The following is a 19742-nucleotide window of genomic DNA, read 5'->3' as shown; positions in this document are numbered from 1 at the left end:
CTCACACCCCGACCAGATTGTTGAGGTTGATGATCGGCAGCAGGATCGCGAGCACCATCAGCAGCACTAGCCCGCCCATCACCAGCAGCACCAGCGGCTCGACCAGCGCGACCAGCGTCGCGACCAGCGCATCCAGCTCGCGTTCCAGCTCGCCCGAGGCGCGGCCGAGCGCGGGCGCGAGCTTGCCCGAGCTTTCGCCCGAGGCGACGATCGCGACCAGCATCGAGGGGAAGATCTCCGCCTCCTGCATCGCCGCGCGCAGGCTGATGCCTTCGCGCACCCGCATTGCCACGCCCATCGCCTTTTCGCGGACGAAGTGGTTGGGTGTCACCGCAGCGGCGGCGTGGAGCGCCTCGACCAGCGGCACTGCGCTGCCCACCAGCGTCGCCAAGCTGCCGGCGAAGCGCGCGGCATTCATCTGCCGGCTGAAGCGGCGGAACGGGCGGCGCTCGGCGAAGAAGCGGTGGACGCGCAGCCGGTTAGCCGGCACGCGCAGCCAGCGCCCGAACCCGACGATGCCGAGCCCGATCGCGATCAGCAGATACAGCCCGAAGCCCTGCAGGAATGCACTGATCGCGATCAACGCGCGGGTCAGCAGCGGCAGATCGGCGCCACGCGAGACGAACACCTTCACGATGTCCGGCACGACATAGACCATCAGCAGCACCATCATGCCGAACGACACCAGCGCCAGCAGCGCCGGGTAGAGCAGTGCCAGTTGCAGCTTCTGGCCGTTGGCCTGGCGATTCTCGACGAACTCGGCGAGATGATTGAGCACGTCGGTCAGCCGCCCCGAGGCTTCGCCCGCCGCGACCGAGGCGCGATAAAATTCGGGGAAGGCCTTGGGATGCTGGGCCAATGCCGCGGCGAAGCTGCGCCCGTCGAGGATCGCGCCGCGCACATCGAGCAGCAGCGAGCTGACCGCCGGCTGCTCGGACTGGCTGGCGACGAGGCGCAGCGCCTCCTCGATCGCGATGTCTGAGCCGACCAAGGTTGAGATTTGCCGGGTGACGGTGGCGAGCGCGCGGGCGCTAACCCCACTGCGGCCGAAGCGCGGCAGGGTGATCGATCCGATCGAACGTCCGCGCTCGGCAGCGGGTTCGACCGAGAGCGGCAGCAACGCCTGCTCGCGCAACAGCGCGCGCGCGGCGGCGGGGCTGGACGCCTCGATCACGCCGCGCTTGGCGGCGCCGCTGCGATCCGCCGCCCGATAGGCGAAGGCGGGCATCTACATTCCTCCCCAGTACGGGAAGGGGGCCCATTCGCGCCAGCGAATGGTGGAGGGGCCGCCGCGGAACGCGGCGGTATCCCACAGGTTCGACGCATACCGCGCCGCGCGGCGCGGCCCCTCCACCATGCTACGCATGGTCCCCCTCCCCGTTCCGGGGAGGATCTTTGGCACACTCACGCCTCGTCCCTCACGACGCGGGCGACTTCCTCCACCGTGGTCACCCCGGCCTGGAGCTTGGCTACACCGTCGTCGAGCAGGCTGGGGTTCTCCGCCCGCGCATGCCGTTCGATCTCCGCCTCGCTGGCGCCGTCATGGATCAGCTTCTGGAAGGCGTCGTCGATCGCTACGACTTCGTACAGGCCCGCCCGGCCGCGATAGCCTTCGTCATGGCACTGGTCGCAGCCGACCGCGCGCCATACCGGCGCCCCCACCGGCAATGCTCCGCCGAGCAGCAGCGAATCCGCCTCAGTCGCCACGTCGTCGCGTTGGCAGGTCGGGCACAGCCGCCGTACCAGCCGCTGCGCGCACAAGCCGACGACCATCGGCGCGAGTAGATAGCGCTCCACGCCCATGTCGATCAACCGGGTCACCGATCCCACCGCGCTGTTGGTGTGCAACGTCGAGAGCACGAAATGCCCGGTCATCGCCGAGCGCACTGCCACCTGCGCGGTCTCCTGGTCGCGGATCTCGCCGATCATGATCACGTCGGGATCCTGGCGCAGGATCGCGCGCAGCCCGCGGGCGAAGGTCATGTCGGTGCGCGCATTGACCTGTGTCTGCGCGACGCCGGGCAGCTCATATTCAATCGGGTCCTCGACCGTCATGACGTTGCGCTTGCGATCGTTGAGCCGGGTCAGCGCGGTGTAGAGCGTCGTCGTCTTGCCCGAGCCCGTCGGCCCGGTGACGAGCAGGATGCCGTGCGGCCGCTCGAGCAGCCGGCCGAACACCGCCTGGTCGCGGTCGCTCATGCCGAGGCCCGACAGGTCGAGCTTGAGCGAGCCCTTCTCGAGCAGACGCAGCACCACCCGCTCGCCATGCTGGGTGGGGATGGTCGAGACGCGCGCGTCGACGTCGTGCCCACCGATGCGCAGCGTGACGCGGCCGTCCTGCGGCACGCGCCGCTCGGCGATGTCGAGCTTGGCCATCACCTTGATGCGGCTGACCAGCAGCGGCGCCAGCGCACGCGGCGGCTCGATCATGTCGCGCAGCACGCCGTCGATGCGGAAGCGAATGACGAGCCGCTTCTCCTGCGTCTCGACATGCACATCCGACGCGCCTTCCTTCACCGCCTCCAGCAGCAGCGCGTTGATCAGCCGGATCACCGGTGCGTCGTCGCGGGTGTCGAGCAAGTCGTCGACGCTCGCTGCGCTGTCCGCCAGCGCCGCCAGGTCCATGTCACCCAAGTCGATATCGGCGGCGGCGCCCCCCGCCCCGCCATAGGCCTGGCCCAGCGCGGTATCGAAGGCCGCGCCTTCCAGCCGCACGAAGCGCGCGCCGGGGGCCAGGCGCTGGACTTCGAGCAGCCCGTCGAGCGGCGCATCGGCGCGGTGGACGCACTCGATCCCGTGCGGCGTCTCGCGCAGCAGCACGCCGTGGCGGCGCGCGAAGTTGTAGGGCAAGGTCGGCATTTCGAGGATCATTGGGCAAGCTCCACGGTGGCGGAGACATGGCCCGGCGCACCAAGTCGCTGCAGGGTGACGCGGCGAATGCGCAAGTCACTGGTCGTTGTCACGTCCGCCAGCCAGTGGACGAGCGAATCATAGCTCGCATCCGCCACGCTTGCACGCACGCCGCCTGCGACCAGCGCAGTCGTCAGCACCACCCCAAAGGTGCCTGCGGACTCGGTGACGATCACCTCGGGCGGCCCGCTGCGGTGCGGCGGCTTGACCGCGCTGAGCGTCCCCGCCGCGCGGATCCGGGCGTTGAGCGTCTCATAGGTGCGGATGTCGGCCAGCGCCGCGGCCCGCGCGCCCTGGATCGGCTTCACCACGCCGTAGACCAGCAGGATCGCCGCGAGGAAGATACCGACACCGGCGAGCATCGTCCGCTCGCGCGGGCTGCGTGCCTGCCACCAATTGCCCGTGCGGGACAGGCCGGCGTCGAGCGTCGGCAGCTGGGTGCGGAGGAAATCGCTCATGCCGCGCTCGCCGTAATACGAACGGAGCCGTCTGGCGAGGCCGTCGCTTGCCCCTGAATTCTGCCGGCACGGAGCGCCTCGGCGATACGTGCTGCGAGATCGGGTGCCCCGGGCTCGCATTCCATCGTCAGCACGCTGCCTTCATAGCGTATGGCGCGCACCGCGATGCTGCCCGCAAGCGGGCCAAGGGCGGACGATACTCGCGCCAGCAGCGGGACGAAGCGATCGGGCGCACGGCCGGCGCCGGTTGGCAACAGGTCGGTGACTTTGGCCTTGAGATCACCGGTAAGATCGGTGCCAGGTGCCGCCACCGCGACCAGCGCGCGGGTTTCGGCAGCCCGACGATCGACGATAACGCGGAGCATAAGCGCATCGCCGCCCGCAATCAGGATATGCGCCGCCGCACCGATCCCCAGGATCCAGCCAAGCCGCCGCCAGCCATCGGATACCCGCTCGCGCCGTGCGGCGAACATACCTTGCCGCAGGTCCAGCTCGGCTACCGCGACGTCGGCGCGGGCGTCGGCGCTTCGCAGATCGGGCGTCGTGGCATACGCCTCGACATCCCCGCCGAGCGGTTCGCCCAGATGGTGGATGCGTGGCCGCCCGGCCGCGTCCCACGCCGAGCCGAGCAGCGCCACCGGCAGGGCGAATCCGGTGCCGTCGGACGCGAGCACGAGCGCACGCCCGTCGCGCACCTCCACCGCCCAACCCTCGGCCGGACGCGGCAGCAGCAGCACATCCGGAACCATCGGCGCGGCACCGAGGCCGTTCGCCTCCGCCAGCGCGACCCACTCGGCCATGGCCTCGGCGCGCACGACGCCGACGAGGTAGCGATGGGGCATATCGCCCGGCGCTATCCGCGCGCCCAACGCCAGGTGGAGCGATTCGATCGGCTCGGCGACCTGGTCCTCGATCGCGAAGGGCAGCGCCCCAAGCCGGCGGGCGCGATTCGGCAACGGCAGGTCGATGGCGAGCAACCGCACCCGCTCGGTCGGCACAAGGATGGTTGCGGGTCCCTCCTCGGAGACTATGATCAGGCGGTCGCCCGCCAGCGTCCACACACCCCCGGCGTGCGGCGGCGGCAGGTCCGGCGCTCGGGCACCGTGTGTCACAGAAGCTTCATGGGTAGGACGCATGAGGCAGGGATGCGCATAAGTTTGAAACCATTTTGTGACATCGCATCGCAGCGCGCCCCGCGCAAGCTCCGCCAGATCGGCGAGCACGAAGCCGGGCTGACGCTGATCGAGATGCTCATCGTTCTCGTGATCATTGCGGTGGTCGCGGGCCTCATCACCGCAAACGTGATCAACCGCCCCGACGAGGCGCGGGTAACCACCACCAAGGGCAACATCTCCAGCATCGAAGGCGCGCTGAAGATGTACCGCCTCGACAATGGCGATTATCCCACCACCGATCAGGGCCTGAAGGCGCTGGTGGAAAAGCCCACCGTCCCGCCGGTACCGGCGAACTGGGCGCAGGGCGGCTATCTCTCCGCACCGCCGCTCGACGCCTGGGGCAAGCCGTACGAGTACAAGTCCGAAGGCGGCGGGTTCACGATCCGCTCGTTCGGCAAGGACGGCAAGCCGGGCGGCGAAGGCATCGACGCCGACATCGAAGGCAAGGGCTGATGCCAGCCGGGGGGATGTTCTGCATTCCCCTTCCGCTTGCGGGAGGGGCTAGGGGAGGGGCTGGATCGAATCGGCGCTTCTTCCCCGTCGCACCCTCCCCCATCCCCTCCCGCAAGCGGGAGGGGGGTTTTACCGTCGCGCCCGGCCAAACCGGCATGACGCTGATCGAGATGCTGATCGTCCTCGCGATCATCGGCGTCGCCGCCGGTGCGGTGACCCTGGGTATCGGTGCCGCCAGCCGCAAGCCGAGCGTCGAATCGGAAGCGCGGCGCCTCGCGGGGCGGCTGCAGGCGGCGGCCGACGATGCGATGCTCGGCGACAGGTTGGTCGCATTCACCGCCGAAAAACATGGCTATGGCTTCGCGACGATCGGTACGAACGGCCGGATGGCCGCGCGGACCGACGGCGCGCTCGCGCCGCACACCCTGCCCGGCGGCATCACGCTGACGCTCGACACGCGCCCGCCGGTGGTGTTGGGGGTCGACGGATCGGGCAAGCCGATGGCTGCGTCGATCGACAATGGCAGCCAGCGCTGGCTGGTCCGGTACGATGGGCTGACCGCCAGCGCCATCCCCGCCCCCACGACCACGCCGACGAACGCGCGATGAGCGACGACCGCGGCTTCTCGCTGATCGAGGCGCTCGTGGCGCTCGCCGTGCTGGCGATCGCCACGGTTGGGCTGATGCGCACGGTGCAAAGCCATATCGATTCGACACGCGGCGTGGAGCGCCGCGCAGCCGCGATGTGGGTGGCGGAGAACCGGCTCGCCGAACTCGAAGCCGGGATACCTGGCGAAGCGCAGGTCGAGATGTCGGGCGAACGCTGGCGGATCTCGGTCGACAAGCGCAGCACGCAGGATCCCGAAATCGTCCGCATTCGCATCAGCGTGTTTCCGCTGACCGAAAAGACGCCGCTTGCATCGCTCGACGGCTTCGTGGACGGACGCAAGGGATGACACGCCCCGCCCTCACCCCGCGTCAGACCCGCACCGCACTCGATCTGTTGACCGGCGCGATGGTCGTGTCGGTCGCCGTTGCGCTTGCCGGCCTCACCTGGCGGATCGCCGGTCACGCGAGCACCGGCGCAATCACCGTGCCTTCGGGCCGCAGCGGCCCGGCCGTCGCGCCGGACATGGCGCCCGCGATCGCGCTCGCGCCGTTCGGCAAGGCGATGGTCGTCGATGCGCCGCAGCCGACCGCGTTGCCGCTCGAGCTGAAGGGCATCGTGGCCGCAATTCCGGCAAGTCTCTCTACCGCCTTCATCGAGGTTGCCGGCGCCCCGGCCACCGCGTTTCAGGTCGGCCAGCAAGTCGAGGGCGCAACCATCGCCGCGATCCAGCGCAATCGCATACTCCTCGACAATGGGGGCCACCGCGAATTTCTCGCGTTCCCCGACCCGTCCCTTTCCCCCGAGCAGCGCCAGGCCGCCGCCGCAGCCCCGGCGGGCGAGGCGCCGCCGCCCGGTGCGGGTTCGGGCCTGCCGCCGCCGGCCGAGCTGCCGGGCAATAGTGCTGCAGCACTGCAAAAGCTGGGCGCCATCCAGACTCCAGACGGTTTCCGCATTGGCGCCAACGGGCCGCCGGGAATGCAGACGGGTGACGTCATCACCTCTGTCAACGGCACCCAGATGACCGACACCCAGGCCGCCAACGCCGCCTTCGCCGCCGCGCAGGCCGCCGGCTCGGCCCAGATCCAGATATTGCGCGACGGACGGCGAATCACGCTGACCGTCCCGCTGCGCTAGATGAAAGAAAACCGCGTGAAGATTCGCCCCGCCCTCGCCTGCCTCGTGCTTGCGCCGATGCTCTTGGATCCGGTGCTGGTCGCCGCCCAGACCGCCGCCGCGCCGCAGGACGCCGCCGATGTGGTGATCAACATGCGCGGGGTAGAGATCGCCGACGTCGCCGATCAGATCTCGCGCATCACCGGCCGCACGCTCATCCTCGATCCGGCGGTGAAGGGCGTGGTGACCGTCACCTCGTCAAGTCCGCTCACGCCCAATGGGGTGTGGGATCTTTTCCAATCGGTGCTGCGCGCCAATGGCTATGCTGCAGTGCGCTCGGGCCGCGCCTGGCGCGTTGTTCCTGCGGCCAATGCGGTCCGCGACGGGGGTGTGCCGGCGCGCGGGATTGCCGGGCAGGAATTGATGACGCGGATGGTTCGCCTCTCCAACGTGCCCTCGGCGGACGCCGCACGCATCGCTCGGCCGCTGGTGGCGAGCTTTGGCAGCGTCGAGCCGCTGACCGCGCCCAACGCCGTCGTCATCACGGACTATGCCGACAATGTCCGCCGCATCGAGTCGATCATTCGTCAGCTCGACGGGGGCGGCGGCGCGACCTTTGCCGCGATCGCGCTGAAGAACGGCAGCGCCCCTGCGGTCGCGCAGGCGGTGCAGAATGTGCTGGGCGGTGAGCAGGGCGGCGGCACCCGCGTCGCAGCGGACGAGCGCAGCAACACCGTGATCCTGCGTGGCACGCTCGCCTCGGTGACCGAAGGTCGCCGCATCGTCGCTTCGCTCGATCTGCCGGGCGGGTCCACCCCGATCACCCGCATGTTCCGGCTCAACTATGCCGATGCCGAGACGGTGACCGACGTGCTCCGCGGAGTGCTTGGCCTGGGTGACACCACCGACAATCCCGTCGCCAACAGCCTGTCCACCGGCGCCAGCAACCCCTTTGCGCGACTGACGTCACAAAGCCAGAACAGCCTTGCGAGCGGCGCGACCGGGATGGCCGGTCTGGCCGGCGCCACAGGCTCGATCAGCGGTACCGCCGCCACCGGTGTGCAGGCCGCCACCGGCACCACCACGCCGACGATGCAGTCGACCACGCCGAAGACGCCCAAGGGCTTCTCCACCCCCGATTTGACGGTGCAGCCCGCCCCAGAACTCAACGCGATCGTCATCCGCGGCGCGCCCAGCGCGATCAGCTCGATCGAGACACTGATCCGGGACCTCGACGTGCGTCGGCCGCAGGTGCTGATCGAAGCGGCAATCGCCGAAATCACCGGTGACGATGCCGAGGCGCTGGCGGTGCAGCTCGGCACCAGCGGGGCGGTGCTGGACAGGGTTACCGGCGCCGGCACGTCATTCAATGCCGGCGGCGCCTCGCTCGGCGCGATCCTTTCCGCGCTGGGCGTGCCGGCCGGATCGCTCCTCGGCACCGGTGCCAGCGGGCTGACCGCCAATTTCAAGATCGGTGACGATTTCTCCGTGCTGCTCCAGGCGCTGGGCACTTCCACCCGCGCCAATCTGCTGTCGACGCCGCAGATCACCGTGCTGGACAATGTCGCGGGCGAGTTCATCGCAGGTCAGAACGTGCCGTTCGTCACCGGCTCGATCCTCACCAACTCCAGTTCGGCGACGCCGTACAACACGATTGAGCGCAAGGACGTGGGCATCACCCTGCGCGTGCTGCCGCGCATCAACGCCGGCGACACAATCCGCCTGCAGGTGAACCAGGAAGCCTCCGCCATTGCGAGCACCACCGTGTCGCAGGCCTCCGACATCATCACCAACAAGCGCGCGATCAACACCACCGTGCTGGCCGATAACGGGTCGACGATCGTGCTCGGCGGCCTCACCGCCGACGATTATCAGGACACGCGCCAGCAAGTGCCGGTGCTCGGGAATATCCCGCTGATCGGCGAACTCTTCAAAAGCCGGCGGGAGCAGCGCCAGAAGCGCACGCTGTTCATCTTCCTCAAGCCGACGATCCTGCGCGACGGCGCCGATGCGAGCGCCGCGACCAAGGACCGCTATGCGCGTCTCCGCGCCGAAGAACTGGATAACGCCAAGCGCAACAGCCTGCTGCTCGCGCCGCCGCCGGCACGACTGAAGGTGGAGATCGACGGGATTTACTGAGCCGCCGGCTCGGGGTCTGCCGCCGGCAGCGGTACGCGGGCCCGCTGGCCGCCCCGGCTAAACAAGGCGGCGTCGATCGAGAGCGAGTCGAGCCGCCAGCCATCCACGCTGTCGCCGATAGCGAGGCTGCGGCTGCTCCCCTGCGCGGTGCGGACCAGCGCGACCGCATCGCTGCCGAGCCTGCCGACGATGCCGGTAAGTTGCGGCGCGTCGGGCGGGAACGTCGCGCTTTCGGCAGCGGGCGCGGTGAACAGCGGCCGGTCGAAGACATGGGTGAGCGGCGGTTCGGGGGGCGCAGCAAGCAGCGGCAGCGCGCGTGCCGCCCGGACCGGCGGAGTCGAACCCGCGCGGAGCAAGGCAACGGGCAGCGCGACCGCCACCAGCGCGGCGCCGGCCAGCGCCAGGATCGGCGCACGCTGCATCATCGCAGCGCTCCCACCAGCACACCGCTGAGACGCACACCACCGCCTTCCGCAGCTTCCACCCGCCAGCTGCGGAAGCGCAGCAGCGGGCGATCGCGCTCGATCGCATCAGCAAGCGCGAGGACTGCCTTTTCCGGACCCGATACACGAAGCTGCACCATCACCAGCGGTGCCGGGGCGGCGGTCGGCAGTACCGTTTCGACCAGCACGCCGCCGCCATGCGCCAGCCGCTCCACCCGGCCGCGGATCGCGGCGGTCGCGTCAACGCCCGCCATGGTCAGGTCAGGCTTGAGAACGGCAGTATCCGATGCCGGCACCTTCGTCACCGCTATGGCGGACGCCAGGCCCGCGCGCGCCTTTGCGAGGCGCCCGAGCGCGGACCCCGTCCAGGGCGCGAGCAGCGCGGCAGACACCAGACCGATCAGTACCCCCCAGAGGATCGGGCGCCTGTTCATGGCGCCACCTGGCGGAGCAGCACCAGCGTCCGCCCCTCGCCCTCCTGCTGCCGCACATCGCGCAGCGCGGCCAGGGCGGGCACCCTGCGCAGAGCGCTACGCAGCGCATCGGGATCGCTGACCGACACTTCGAGCATCAGCGTGCCGTCGGCCCCACGTTCGGCGCGGACCAATGCGGCATCCGGAGGCAGGCCGGTCGCCACGCCGTCGAGCAGCGCAGCGGGGCCGGGGCGCAGGATCGCAGCCGACAATATCGCATGCGCCGCCTCGTGTCGCTGCGCGGTGTTCCGGTGCGGCACCAGCGACACCTCGATCCGCTGCGTTTCGTGTTCCGCGGCTCGGGCGAGCAACGTTGCGCCCAGCAGCGTGGCAAGCGGACCCGCGGCGATCAATATCGCCAGCGCCGGCGTCACCCAGCGGGGACCGCCGACGTGCGTGGTATCGTGTTGATCCGCTGGCCTGGCACGACGTCGATCCTGCACCCATTCGGCCAGGCGCGTAGCGAGGCTCGGGGGCAGCGAAGGATCGCGATTTCCGGCGTCCAAGGTCATCCGGCCTCGCTTAGCCGCGGATACCCCTTTGGCAAGTGTCACATGATCGCCGTCAACCTGCCCCCAATCGGTAACGTGAAATCCATCACCGTTTCACGCGGACGCCCCATGGGCAGGTGGGTACCGGGACGCGCAGGCCCGGCAACAGAGGGGAATCCAATGACCGACCTGATCGAGTCGCCGTTCGGCTATACCGATGGCGACGTGGACACCAACCGCAGCGACGCCGTAACGCTCAACGAACTTGCGGACCAGCGCTATTCGCGCCGGACGCTGCTGCGCGGTTCGAGCGCGATCGTCGCCGCGACGATGGGCGGTTCGCTGCTGGCGGCATGCGACGACAAGGTATCGGCGGGCGATGGCGACACCCCGCCGTCCGTGAACGCAGGCGCGGCCACCACCACAACGTCCGGCCGTACCGTCACGCTGGTCGCGACCGCGACGGACGACAAGGGTGTGGCATCGATCGCGTGGACCCAGACCGGCGGCCCGACCGTCACCCTCAAGGATCCCGCCACCCGCAATCCGACGTTCATCGCACCGGTCGTCTCGGCGGACACCGTGCTGACCTTCCAGTTTGCCGCGACCGACACCGCAGGCAAGTCGAGCAGTGCCACCACCACCGTGACGGTGAGCCCGGCCGCCCTCGGCTTCTCCGCCGTCGCCAAGAACAAGCTCGACGTCGTCACCGTGCCCGCCGGCTACACCGTGGGCGTGATCAACCGCACCGGCGATCCGATCGCCGCGAGCGTGCCCGCCTACAAGAACGATGGCACCGACACCAACTTCGCGCAGCGCATCGGCGATCATGGCGACGCGCTGTACTGGTATGGCCTGAGCGCCGACGGCACTGCCCGCGACGCGAACAGCTCGACCCGCGGCCTGCTCGTGCAGAACCACGAGAACATCAACCAGCAATATCTGCACGTCGCTGGCGCGACCAGCGTCGGCGGTGTCCGCCCCGAAGCCGAGGCGCAGAAGGAAATCGACTGCCACGGCGTGTCGGTCACCGAAGCGAGCGAAGGCGTCAGCCGCGCCTGGAGCGTCAAGCAGGATTCGGCCTATAACCGCCGCATCACGCCCGCGACGGCGATGGCGTTCAGCGGCCCCGCCAAGGGCTCGGCGCTGCTCCGCACGGTCTATTCGCCGACCGGCGTCGCGGGCCGCGGCACGATCAACAACTGCGCCAACGGCACCACGCCCTGGGGTACCGCGATTACCTGCGAAGAGAATTGGGCCGGCTATTTCCGCCGCAGCGGCGACACCGCGAACCGCACCGCGAAGGAGATCACGGCGCTCAGCCGCTATGGCGTGACGAGCAGCACGGGCAGCTATGGCTGGTCCACCGTCGTCGCCGCCGATTCCACCAACACGTTGTTCCGCCGCTGGGACGCGCGCGCCGGCACCGGCACCGCGACCGACGATTTCCGCAACGAGCCCAACCAGTTCGGCTGGATCGTCGAAATCGATCCCTATGCCCCCACCTCGACGCCGCGCAAGCGCACCGCGCTCGGCCGTCTGGGCCACGAAGGCTGCTGGCCCGGTGCGTTCGTCGTCGGCAGGAAGCCGGCCTGGTACATGGGCGACGATTCGCGCCGCGAATATATCTACAAGTTCGTCTCGGCGACCGCGTGGGTCGCGGCCGATGCCAACGCCACCGATCGCCTGGCGATGGGCGACAAGTATCTTGACGCCGGCACGCTCTACGTCGCCAAGTTCGCCGCCGACGGCACCGGCACCTGGCTGCCGCTGGTCTTCGGTCAGAACGGCATCGATGGCAGCAGCGCAACCTATGCCTTTGCCGATCAGGCGGACGTGCTCGTCAACGCCCGCCTCGCCGCCGATGTGGTGGGCGCGACGCCGATGGACCGTCCGGAATGGACCGCGGTCAACCCGGTTACCGGGGACATCTATGTCACGCTGACCAACAACAACGCCGCCGGACGTCCGCTGAACGGCACCGATGCCGCCAACCCGCGCCACTATAACGACCCCTATGGCACGGCGCAGACCGCGCAGTACGGCAATCCGAACGGCCATGTCATCCGCATGAAGGAAGCCAGCACCGAAGCGACCAGCTTCACCTGGGACATCTTCGCCTTCGGCGCTGGTGCGGATCTGGACAAGACCAACATCAACCTCTCGTCGCTCGACGACAGCAACGACTTCTCCAGCCCCGACGGCATGGCCTTCGCCCGCGCCACCCATGCCGGTGGGCAGGTCAAGCCGATCATGTGGCTGCAGACCGACGACGGCGCCTATACCGACGTGACCAACTGCATGATGCTTGCCGCCCAGCCGGGCAAGGTGGGCGACGGCGGTGCGCGCACGATCACCAACACCGGCGCGGGCGGTGCGACCGCCACCCAAGCCACCCGCATCGGGGCGGCGCCGGGTGCGAATCTGCGGCGCTTCCTGGTTGGTCCCATCGAGTGCGAAATCACCGGCGTGGACTCGACGCCCGACGGCCGCACGCTGTTCGTCGGCATCCAGCACCCTGGCGAGGGCGGCACGCCGGCCGCACCGACCAGCCACTGGCCGGACAGCCAGGCCGGCGGCACCGTCGCCCCGACCCTGCGCCCGCGCTCGGCGGTGGTGGTGATCACCAAGAACGACGGCGGCGTCGTCGGCCTCTGAGGCCCGACGCTTTCCAAATAGAAAAGGGGAGGCCCAACGGCCTCCCCTTTTTTGTGCGTCCGAACGGCGCCCCGTCGGGGCGTTGCCGCTTACCGATCGTTGCGGCTGACGATCTTGGCCGTGCCGTCGGGGGTAATCGTGACCATGTGCGCGACACCGCCGCTGCAATTGGCACGCCACATCGGGTTGCCGTCCTGGTCGTCCAGGCGCTGCGAGCTTTCGACATGGTCGCACTTCAGCCCGGCATCCATGATCGCGCGGATGAAGACGACGTTGCGCTGGGCATCGTTCATCGCGATCACCTGCGCCGCGACATTGCTCCCGGCGGCACCGTTCGCAACCACCGCATTACTCTCGACCGCATTGTCCGCCGCAGCGTTGCCGGTCGCCTCGCCGCCCTTGTTGCAGCCCGCCAGCGCCAGCATCGCCAGCGCGGGGAGAAGGATATGTTTCCGCATCGTTCGATACTCCTGATCGCCCGGCGCGCGCATCCCGCTACGCCGGGCCCGTTCCACCTGACCGCCCAAATTTCTGCGATCGTGAAGGTTCCCTATGGAACGCCTCCAATCAGTGTTGATACGCCTTGGGCAGTGCGCCTTCCTCGGGCTTCCAATAGCGATCGCGCAGCCGGGTCTGCCGGGTGGTGAGCGGCTGCTCGATCCCGTCGACATACAGCTTCACCGGCATGCTGCCGATTTCCAGGGGATCGCCGTCCCACACCACCACGTCGCCCGCGCGGCCGGCCTTGAGCGATCCATACGCCTCGCCCATGCCCATCGCCTCTGCGGGCTTGGAGCTGATCGCCGCGAATGCCGCGTCCCAGCTGAGCCCGGTCGCACCGGGCACGCGGGTCAGCGCCACCAAGTTGCCGGCGAACTGCTTCTCCAGCCGCGCCTGGCGCGCCTCGTCGTCGTTGATCGTGCCCACGCCGACGACCACGCCCGCCGCCTGCATCCGGCCGATGTTCGACTGGGTCGCCGCCAGTTGCTCGAAGCTCGCGGGCAGATCGTTCAGCGCGTTGGCGAGCACCGGCACCCCGGCTGCGGCGATCTCCCGGGCCACCGTCCAGCCTTCGGTCGCGCCGACCAGCACCAGCTTCAGCCCCGGCGTCTCGCGCTTGAGCTGGAGCAGCACCAGGATGTCCGACGCGCGCTCGACATGGACGAGCAGCGGCACCTTGCCCTGCACCACGGCCGCCAGCGCCTCTGCATCGGCGCGGGTGAGCAGCGCATCCTTGCCGCGATCGGCGAAACTCGCCGGGTTGCGGGCATAGTCGCGCGCTTCCAGCATCGCGTTGCGCAGCATCGCGATCGCCGCCGGGCGACTGCCCCCGGCGACGCGACCGCCGCTCTCGCCATATTCCATGAACTGGAAGGCGCGCGGGCGGGCAACTTCGTGGAGGTCGCTGCGGGTGTCGATCACCGCGCCCTGGCCGGCGAAGATCGATCCCTTGCTGACGTCCGGCGCGACGACGGCGCGGGTGACGCCGTCCGCCCGGTTGATCGCGATCGGCGTCGCGCGCGGGTTGACCGCGGGCGTCACATCCAGCGCGGCGTTGAACGGAGAGCTGCCGGCGGCAGAGTCGTTGGTCACCCCGACGCCGTCCACCTCGACGATGCCCATCCGTGTGAAGCCCGCGAAGATGCCCGGCGTGACATAGCGCCCGGCGACATCGACCACCGTGACACCGGCCGGCACCGCGACGCCGCGGCCCGCCGCGACAACTTTGCCGCCGCGCACCACCACCGTGCCGCCCTCGACCGGGGCCGAACCGTCGCCGATCACCAGCTTAGCGTTGGTGATCGCCACATCCTGCGCCATTGCAGGTCCCGCGAGCGCCACACAGGCTACCGCAGCGAGAAACAGGGTCTTGCTCACTTCACATCCCCCTCGCCCGGCTGGCCGAGCTCGAAATCGGAAACCGGACGGCGCTTGGGATCCTTGGCGTCGTAGAGCAGCGCCCCATCGACCCACACCATCTCCGGCCGAGTGTAGACGCTGAACGGATTGCCGTTCCACAGCACCACGTCCGCCATCTTGCCCGGTTTCAGGCTGCCGGTCTTGTCGGCGATGCCCAGCGCAATCGCCGGGTTGATCGCCAGCCATTTCCACGCCGTCGCCTCGGAGACGTCGAAGCCGCCGCGAATCGCCGAGGCGCGCGCCTTGGCGACTTCCTGGTTGAGCCGCTGGATGCCGTTGGCGTCGTCCGAATGGATCATCGCGCAGGCGCCTTCCTTTTCGAGGATGGCGAGGTTCTCCGGCACCGCGTCGTAGGATTCCATCTTGAAGCCGTACCAGTCCGCCCAAACCGCGGCGCAGGTATTGTTGGCCTTCAGTAGATCCGCGATCTTGTAGGCTTCCACCGCATGGTGAAATGCCGAGACGTGGTAACCGAACTCCTTGGCCATATCCATGACATTGGCCATTTCGTCGGCGCGGTAGCAGTGGTTCTGCACCCGGATCTCGCCTTCGAGCACGCCGCGCAGCGTGTCCATCGCGATGTCCCTGCCCGGTGCCTCGCCGCCGTCCTTCTCGTACTTGTCCCAGCGGCGCTTGTATTCGGCGGCCTTGGCCCAGGTCTGGCGATCGACGGCGATGTTGCCCATGCGGGTGGAGGGCTCGCGGCCGCGGCTGCCATAGACGCGCTTGGGGTTCTCGCCGCACGCCATCTTCAGGCCATAGGGCGCGCCGGGGAATTTCATCCCCTGCATGGTGCGGGCGTAGACGTTCTTGAGCACCACCGAGCGGCCGCCGAACAGATTGGCCGAGCCCGGCAGGATCTGCAGCGTCGTCACGCCGCCGTTGACGAGCGCACGGCTGAAACCGGGATCTTGTGGCCAGACGCTGTGTTCGGCCCAGACATCGGCGGTGACCGGACCGGTCGCCTCGTTGCCGTCGGACAGCGCATCCACGCCCGGCGAGGGATAGTCGCCGAGATGGCTGTGGATGTCGATCACGCCAGGGGTGACGTACTTGCCCTGCCCATCGATCACGGTCACGCCCGCCTCGGCGGTGAGGGTCTGGCCGATGGCGACGATCTTGCCGTCGCGGAACAGCACCGCCCCCCTGTCGATCCGGCCGCCTTCGCCGTCGAGGATGGTGACGTTGGTCAGCAGCGTCGGCACGCCGGAATAGGGCCGATAGGTGGAAGGATAGGGATCGTGATTATACCCCTTGCCCTGCCCCGGCCCCTTTTGCGCGGGCGTCGAGGAGGCGCTGGCAGGCTTGCCGCCGCTTCCCCCACAGGCGGTTAGGGCGACGCAGGCGGCCGCCATGGCGAAGCTTCGGATCAAGCGTGTCTCCCGGATGTTCTCGTGATGGTCCCCGCCCAATTGATTGCCGCCGCCGTGACTTTTGGCAAGGACCTGCAGGAAAGCGATGACGAAATCGGCGGAAATCCGTGCATCACCCTATGGCTTTTCGCGCAAAATTAACCGATGCTGAGCAAATCGTAGCCTCGGCTTCGACCTGTGCAGGGGCAGGTAGTTTGCACGTTGGAAGAATAGATCGATCTGCGGCGCACCGAGGCGCGTCGACCATGCACGAGACAACGGCCAATGTTCTGGCCGCGATCGCGTTGCTGTGCGGCCTTGCCACGCTGGCGGGCTGGGCGCTCGACATATCGATCCTGCAGCGGTTTCTCCCTCACACCTATCCGATGTGGCCGGTGGCCGCGCTGGGTTATGCCTGCATCGCCTCGGGCATATTGACCGATCAGGCCGGCCGGCCGCAGCTTGCGTTGCCCTTCTATCTCACCTCGATGGCGATCGGGGTAATCGCCACGCTACAGCCGGTGCTGGCGCCATGGCTGGATATCGGCGCACTGCTGTTCCCCCAGCGGGTCGCTGCGCTGGGGCTACAGCATGCCGGGCGCCCCGGCGTGAACGCGATCGTGTTCCTGCTGATGCTGCCCCTCTCGGCGCTTGCCACGCGGAGCCAGTGGCGCCTGCTACGCGAAGTGGCGCCCCTCATGGCGATCGCGCCGCTTGCGCTTGCGCTCGCTTCGGTGACGGGCGTGATGCTGTCGAACGACCCGTCGATGGTGAATGTCAGTCTGCGCGCGTCGCTGCCTGGCACGATCATGGCACTGTCGCTCACCGCCGCGATCCTGCTCGGGCATTGGCGGGTGGACGGCCTGCGTTCGAGCCGGATCGAGCGCTCCGATCCCGTCGCGATCAAGACGGTGGTGGCCGGCGCGATTCTGCTGCCCGCCCTCCCCGCCACCATCGAGCTGCTGCTCGAGCGCGGTACGCAAGGCGAACCGATCACCGGGCATCTGGTGCTGGGGCTGTTCAACGTGCTGGCAATCGGACTGATCTCCTATTGGGCGGTACATCGTGTCGGCCGCGAGCAGGTCGCCCGCGCCGAGTTGAGTCTCGCGCTGGACGGCGCGACCGTGGTGATGACCGATGCGCGCGGCCGCATCATCCATTGGTCGCTCGGCTGCCAGCAGCTCTATGGCTGGACCGAGGCCGAGGCGCTGGGCGAAAATCTCTACATGCTGCTGCGCGCCCAATGCCCCAATTGGAACAGCAGCTATGCCCTGCCCGATGCCGATGGCGCGCAGGAGCTAATCGAGCAGCGCAAGGACGGCAGCGACCTCCATGTCATCGAGCGGCTGCTGCGCTCCGCCACCCCCACCCGCGGCGCGATCGTCGTCCACAGCATCCTCGACATTTCCGAGCGCGTCTCGGCGTTGCGCGCGCTGCGCGCGAGCGAGGAGCGGCTTGCCCAGGCCACCGCTGCGCACGAACTCGGCATCTTCGACTGGGACGTCGGCAGCGATCACATCAACTGGTCGCCAGGCACCGAGCAGCGGCTGGGGCTGCCGCCGGGATCGCTCTCCAGCTTCGAATCCTGGAAGCAACTTATCGAGCCGAGCGACCTCGAAAGCCTCCGCGCGACGGTGGTCGAAGCCATCGCCGAACGAGCGGAACGCTTTTCCTTCCGCTACCGGCTCACCGGCTGCAAGGGTACCGAGCGCACGCTGGAGGGCTCGGCGCGCTGCTTCTACAATTCGGCCGGTGCGCTGATCCGCGTCGTCGGCGCCGCACTCGACATCACCGAGCGCGACGAGCACGAGGGGGCGCTGCGCCGACGCGAAGCGCAATTGCGCACGGTGCTGGAAACGGTGCCGGATGCGATGATCGTGCTCTCCGGCGACGGATCGATCCTGCAGTTCAGCGCCGCGGCGGAGGAGCTCTGGGGCTATCGCGCGTCGGAAGTGGTCGGCCGCGACTTCACCCTGCTGATCCCCCCCGACGAGGTGGAGACAGACCAGGAAGTGCTTCACCGCTTCGTCCAGACCGGGGAAGGTCTGGTCGGCGAAGTGCTGGTCGGTACCGCGCAGACTGCCGATGGACGCCGCTTCCCGGCGGAGATGCGCGCAGGCGCCGCACGCAGCGACGGCCATCTGCTGATCACCGTGTTCGTCCGCGATCTCACCGAGCGCGTTGCCACCGAACAGCGGCTGAGCGCGCTCAACAACGAGATCGCGCACGTCTCGCGCCAGAGCGCAATGAGCGAAATGGCGGCCGATCTCGCGCACGAGCTCAACCAGCCATTGAGCGCCACCGCCAATTTCCTCGCCGCCGCACGCATGTTGATCGAGCGCGGCGAAGGCGGCCCGAGGGTCACCGATTTGCTGCGCATGGGCTCGGAGCAGACCCAGCGCGCCGGCGAGATCATCCGCCGGTTGCGCGCCTTCGTTGCTCGCGGCGAAGTCGAGATGCGGGTGGAATCGGTGGAGCGCACGGTGCGCGACGCGGTGGAGCTCGTGCTGGTCGGCACCGGGCACTTCAACCTGCGGGTGAGCTTCCATCTCGACCCCGCCGCGCGCTTCATCCTTGCCGACCGCATTCAGGTGCAGCAAGTTCTGGTTAACCTGTTGCGCAATGCCGTGCAGGCATTAAAGCTCGTGGAGCCTGATGACCGACAGATTACGATCACGTCCGAGAAGCTGCCCGACCAGATGATAGCGATCACAGTCACGGATAGCGGACCGGGCCTTCCCGAACATGTCTTGGAAACGCTGTTTTCGCGGTTCAGCACGACAAAGGGAGGTGCAGGCGGAATGGGGATTGGACTTTCGATCAGCAAACGCATTATCGAAGGCCATGGGGGGATGCTGAGTGCGGAGAACGCGCCGGGGAGTGGCGCGTCGTTCCGCTTTACTTTGCCCGGTATCGAAGAAGGTGAAGAATAATGACCCGAACGATCTACATCGTCGATGACGACGATGCTGTCCGCGCGTCGCTGCATAGCCTGCTCTCGGTCCGTCCGGACCTGATCGTGCGCGGCTATCGCTCGGGCGATGCATTTCTAGAGCAGGAGGGTGAGCTAGACCCGGGTGTGGTGCTGCTCGACTTCCACATGCCCGGCTCCAGCGGGCTCGACGTGCTGCTCAAGCTCGATCGCTCGCCCAAGTTTGTGCCGATCGTTCTCACCGGTCAGGGCAATGTCGGCCTGGCGGTGCAGGCGATGAAGGCCGGCGCGCTCGATTTCATCGAAAAGCCCTACGAGGCCGAATTCCTTCTCAAGGTGATCGACCAGGCCTTCTCCAAGCTGGAAGAGGATGGCGAGGCCGCGGCGCGCACCGCGACCGCCGAAAGCAAGATCGCCAAGCTGTCGCCGCGCGAGACCGATGTTCTGAAGGGTCTGATCGAAGGCCGATCGAACAAGATAATCGCCTATGAGCTCGACATCAGCCCGCGCACGGTAGAGATCTACCGCGCCAATCTGATGGAAAAGCTGGAAGTCCGAAGCCTGTCCGAAGCGCTGCGCATCGCCTTCGCCGCGGGCTTGTTCCCCAAGGGTTGAT

At 68.2% G+C, this 19742-nt stretch carries 19 protein-coding genes; 8 read left to right on the top strand and 11 right to left on the bottom strand.

Annotated features, from left to right (window positions below; translation table 11 throughout):
* Position 1: 1 nt before the first annotated feature.
* Genes RT655_RS14415 through gspL form a run of 5 tightly spaced genes read right to left on the bottom strand, consistent with a single transcriptional unit; the run spans position 2 to position 4480 of the window.
* Positions 2-1228: a type II secretion system F family protein gene (locus tag RT655_RS14415; protein ID WP_313537997.1), complete on the bottom strand. Its 1227-nt coding sequence runs from the start codon at positions 1226-1228 to the stop codon at positions 2-4.
* Positions 1229-1366, bottom strand: a complete 138-nt coding sequence (locus RT655_RS14410; RefSeq protein WP_313537996.1) for a hypothetical protein — start codon at positions 1364-1366, stop codon at positions 1229-1231.
* Between the two features lie 38 nt (positions 1367-1404).
* Positions 1405-2871 carry an ATPase, T2SS/T4P/T4SS family gene (locus tag RT655_RS14405; protein ID WP_313537994.1) on the bottom strand — a complete coding sequence of 489 codons (1467 nt, stop codon included), beginning with the start codon at positions 2869-2871 and terminating at the stop codon, positions 1405-1407.
* Positions 2868-3368: a type II secretion system protein M gene (locus tag RT655_RS14400; protein ID WP_313537992.1), complete on the bottom strand. Its 501-nt coding sequence runs from the start codon at positions 3366-3368 to the stop codon at positions 2868-2870. Before RT655_RS14400 ends, RT655_RS14405 begins: the two co-directional genes overlap by 4 nt.
* Positions 3365-4480 carry a type II secretion system protein GspL gene (gene gspL, locus RT655_RS14395; protein ID WP_313537990.1) on the bottom strand — a complete coding sequence of 372 codons (1116 nt, stop codon included), beginning with the start codon at positions 4478-4480 and terminating at the stop codon, positions 3365-3367. Before gspL ends, RT655_RS14400 begins: the two co-directional genes overlap by 4 nt.
* Positions 4481-4525: 45 nt before the next feature.
* Here gspL and gspG point away from each other — a divergent pair, with 45 nt between their 5' ends.
* The 5 genes from gspG (at position 4526) to gspD (ending at position 8857) form a co-directional block, all read left to right on the top strand.
* Entirely contained in the window at positions 4526-4996 is a 471-nt protein-coding gene (gene gspG, locus RT655_RS14390) for a type II secretion system major pseudopilin GspG (protein ID WP_313537988.1), read from the top strand.
* Between the two features lie 101 nt (positions 4997-5097).
* A complete protein-coding gene (locus RT655_RS14385) occupies positions 5098-5604 on the top strand; it encodes a prepilin-type N-terminal cleavage/methylation domain-containing protein (protein WP_409530281.1) in 507 nt (168 codons plus the stop codon).
* Positions 5601-5951 (top strand): type II secretion system minor pseudopilin GspI, encoded by a 351-nt coding sequence (gspI, locus tag RT655_RS14380; RefSeq protein ID WP_313537985.1) that lies wholly within the window; start codon positions 5601-5603, stop codon positions 5949-5951. The genes RT655_RS14385 and gspI overlap by 4 nt, the downstream gene beginning before the upstream one ends.
* Positions 5948-6739 (top strand): type II secretion system protein N, encoded by a 792-nt coding sequence (locus RT655_RS14375; RefSeq protein WP_313537983.1) that lies wholly within the window; start codon positions 5948-5950, stop codon positions 6737-6739. The genes gspI and RT655_RS14375 overlap by 4 nt, the downstream gene beginning before the upstream one ends.
* A gap of 15 nt (positions 6740-6754) precedes the next feature.
* A complete protein-coding gene (gene gspD, locus RT655_RS14370) occupies positions 6755-8857 on the top strand; it encodes a type II secretion system secretin GspD (RefSeq protein ID WP_313537981.1) in 2103 nt (700 codons plus the stop codon).
* On the opposite strand, the gene RT655_RS14365 is transcribed toward gspD, so the two are convergent.
* Genes RT655_RS14365 through RT655_RS14355 form a run of 3 tightly spaced genes read right to left on the bottom strand, consistent with a single transcriptional unit; the run spans position 8851 to position 10285 of the window.
* On the bottom strand, positions 8851-9282 hold the full coding sequence (locus RT655_RS14365) for a hypothetical protein (protein ID WP_313537979.1): 432 nt from the start codon (positions 9280-9282) through the stop codon (positions 8851-8853). The genes gspD and RT655_RS14365 overlap by 7 nt on opposite strands.
* On the bottom strand, positions 9279-9734 hold the full coding sequence (locus RT655_RS14360) for a hypothetical protein (protein WP_313537977.1): 456 nt from the start codon (positions 9732-9734) through the stop codon (positions 9279-9281). Before RT655_RS14360 ends, RT655_RS14365 begins: the two co-directional genes overlap by 4 nt.
* Positions 9731-10285 (bottom strand): hypothetical protein, encoded by a 555-nt coding sequence (locus RT655_RS14355; RefSeq protein ID WP_313537975.1) that lies wholly within the window; start codon positions 10283-10285, stop codon positions 9731-9733. Before RT655_RS14355 ends, RT655_RS14360 begins: the two co-directional genes overlap by 4 nt.
* Before the next feature lie 159 nt (positions 10286-10444).
* On the opposite strand from RT655_RS14355, the gene RT655_RS14350 reads away from it, so the two are divergent.
* On the top strand, positions 10445-12922 hold the full coding sequence (locus RT655_RS14350) for an alkaline phosphatase PhoX (protein WP_313537973.1): 2478 nt from the start codon (positions 10445-10447) through the stop codon (positions 12920-12922).
* 89 nt (positions 12923-13011) lie between these two features.
* Here RT655_RS14350 and RT655_RS14345 read toward each other — a convergent pair whose 3' ends face one another.
* The 3 genes from RT655_RS14345 to RT655_RS14335 all read right to left on the bottom strand — a co-directional run bounded on the left by RT655_RS14345 (position 13012) and on the right by RT655_RS14335 (position 16197).
* The gene (locus tag RT655_RS14345; protein ID WP_313537971.1) at positions 13012-13380 is read right to left on the bottom strand and encodes a lipoprotein; all 369 of its coding nucleotides are present in this window, start codon (positions 13378-13380) and stop codon (positions 13012-13014) included.
* Between the two features lie 109 nt (positions 13381-13489).
* Positions 13490-14800, bottom strand: a complete 1311-nt coding sequence (locus RT655_RS14340) for an amidohydrolase family protein (RefSeq protein ID WP_313537970.1) — start codon at positions 14798-14800, stop codon at positions 13490-13492.
* A complete protein-coding gene (locus RT655_RS14335) occupies positions 14797-16197 on the bottom strand; it encodes an amidohydrolase (RefSeq protein ID WP_313538492.1) in 1401 nt (466 codons plus the stop codon). The genes RT655_RS14340 and RT655_RS14335 overlap by 4 nt, the downstream gene beginning before the upstream one ends.
* Before the next feature lie 263 nt (positions 16198-16460).
* Here RT655_RS14335 and RT655_RS14330 point away from each other — a divergent pair, with 263 nt between their 5' ends.
* The gene (locus RT655_RS14330; protein ID WP_313537969.1) at positions 16461-19127 is read left to right on the top strand and encodes a PAS domain S-box protein; all 2667 of its coding nucleotides are present in this window, start codon (positions 16461-16463) and stop codon (positions 19125-19127) included.
* Positions 19127-19741, top strand: a complete 615-nt coding sequence (locus RT655_RS14325) for a response regulator (RefSeq protein WP_313537967.1) — start codon at positions 19127-19129, stop codon at positions 19739-19741. Before RT655_RS14330 ends, RT655_RS14325 begins: the two co-directional genes overlap by 1 nt.
* Position 19742 lies beyond the last annotated feature (1 nt).

Origin of the sequence: Sphingomonas sp. (assembly GCF_032114135.1) — a bacterium.
In the GTDB taxonomy this organism is placed as follows: Bacteria; Pseudomonadota; Alphaproteobacteria; order Sphingomonadales; family Sphingomonadaceae; genus Sphingomonas.
Note: the sequence above shows the minus strand (reverse complement) of the source record. Positions and strands in the feature narration are given on the sequence as shown.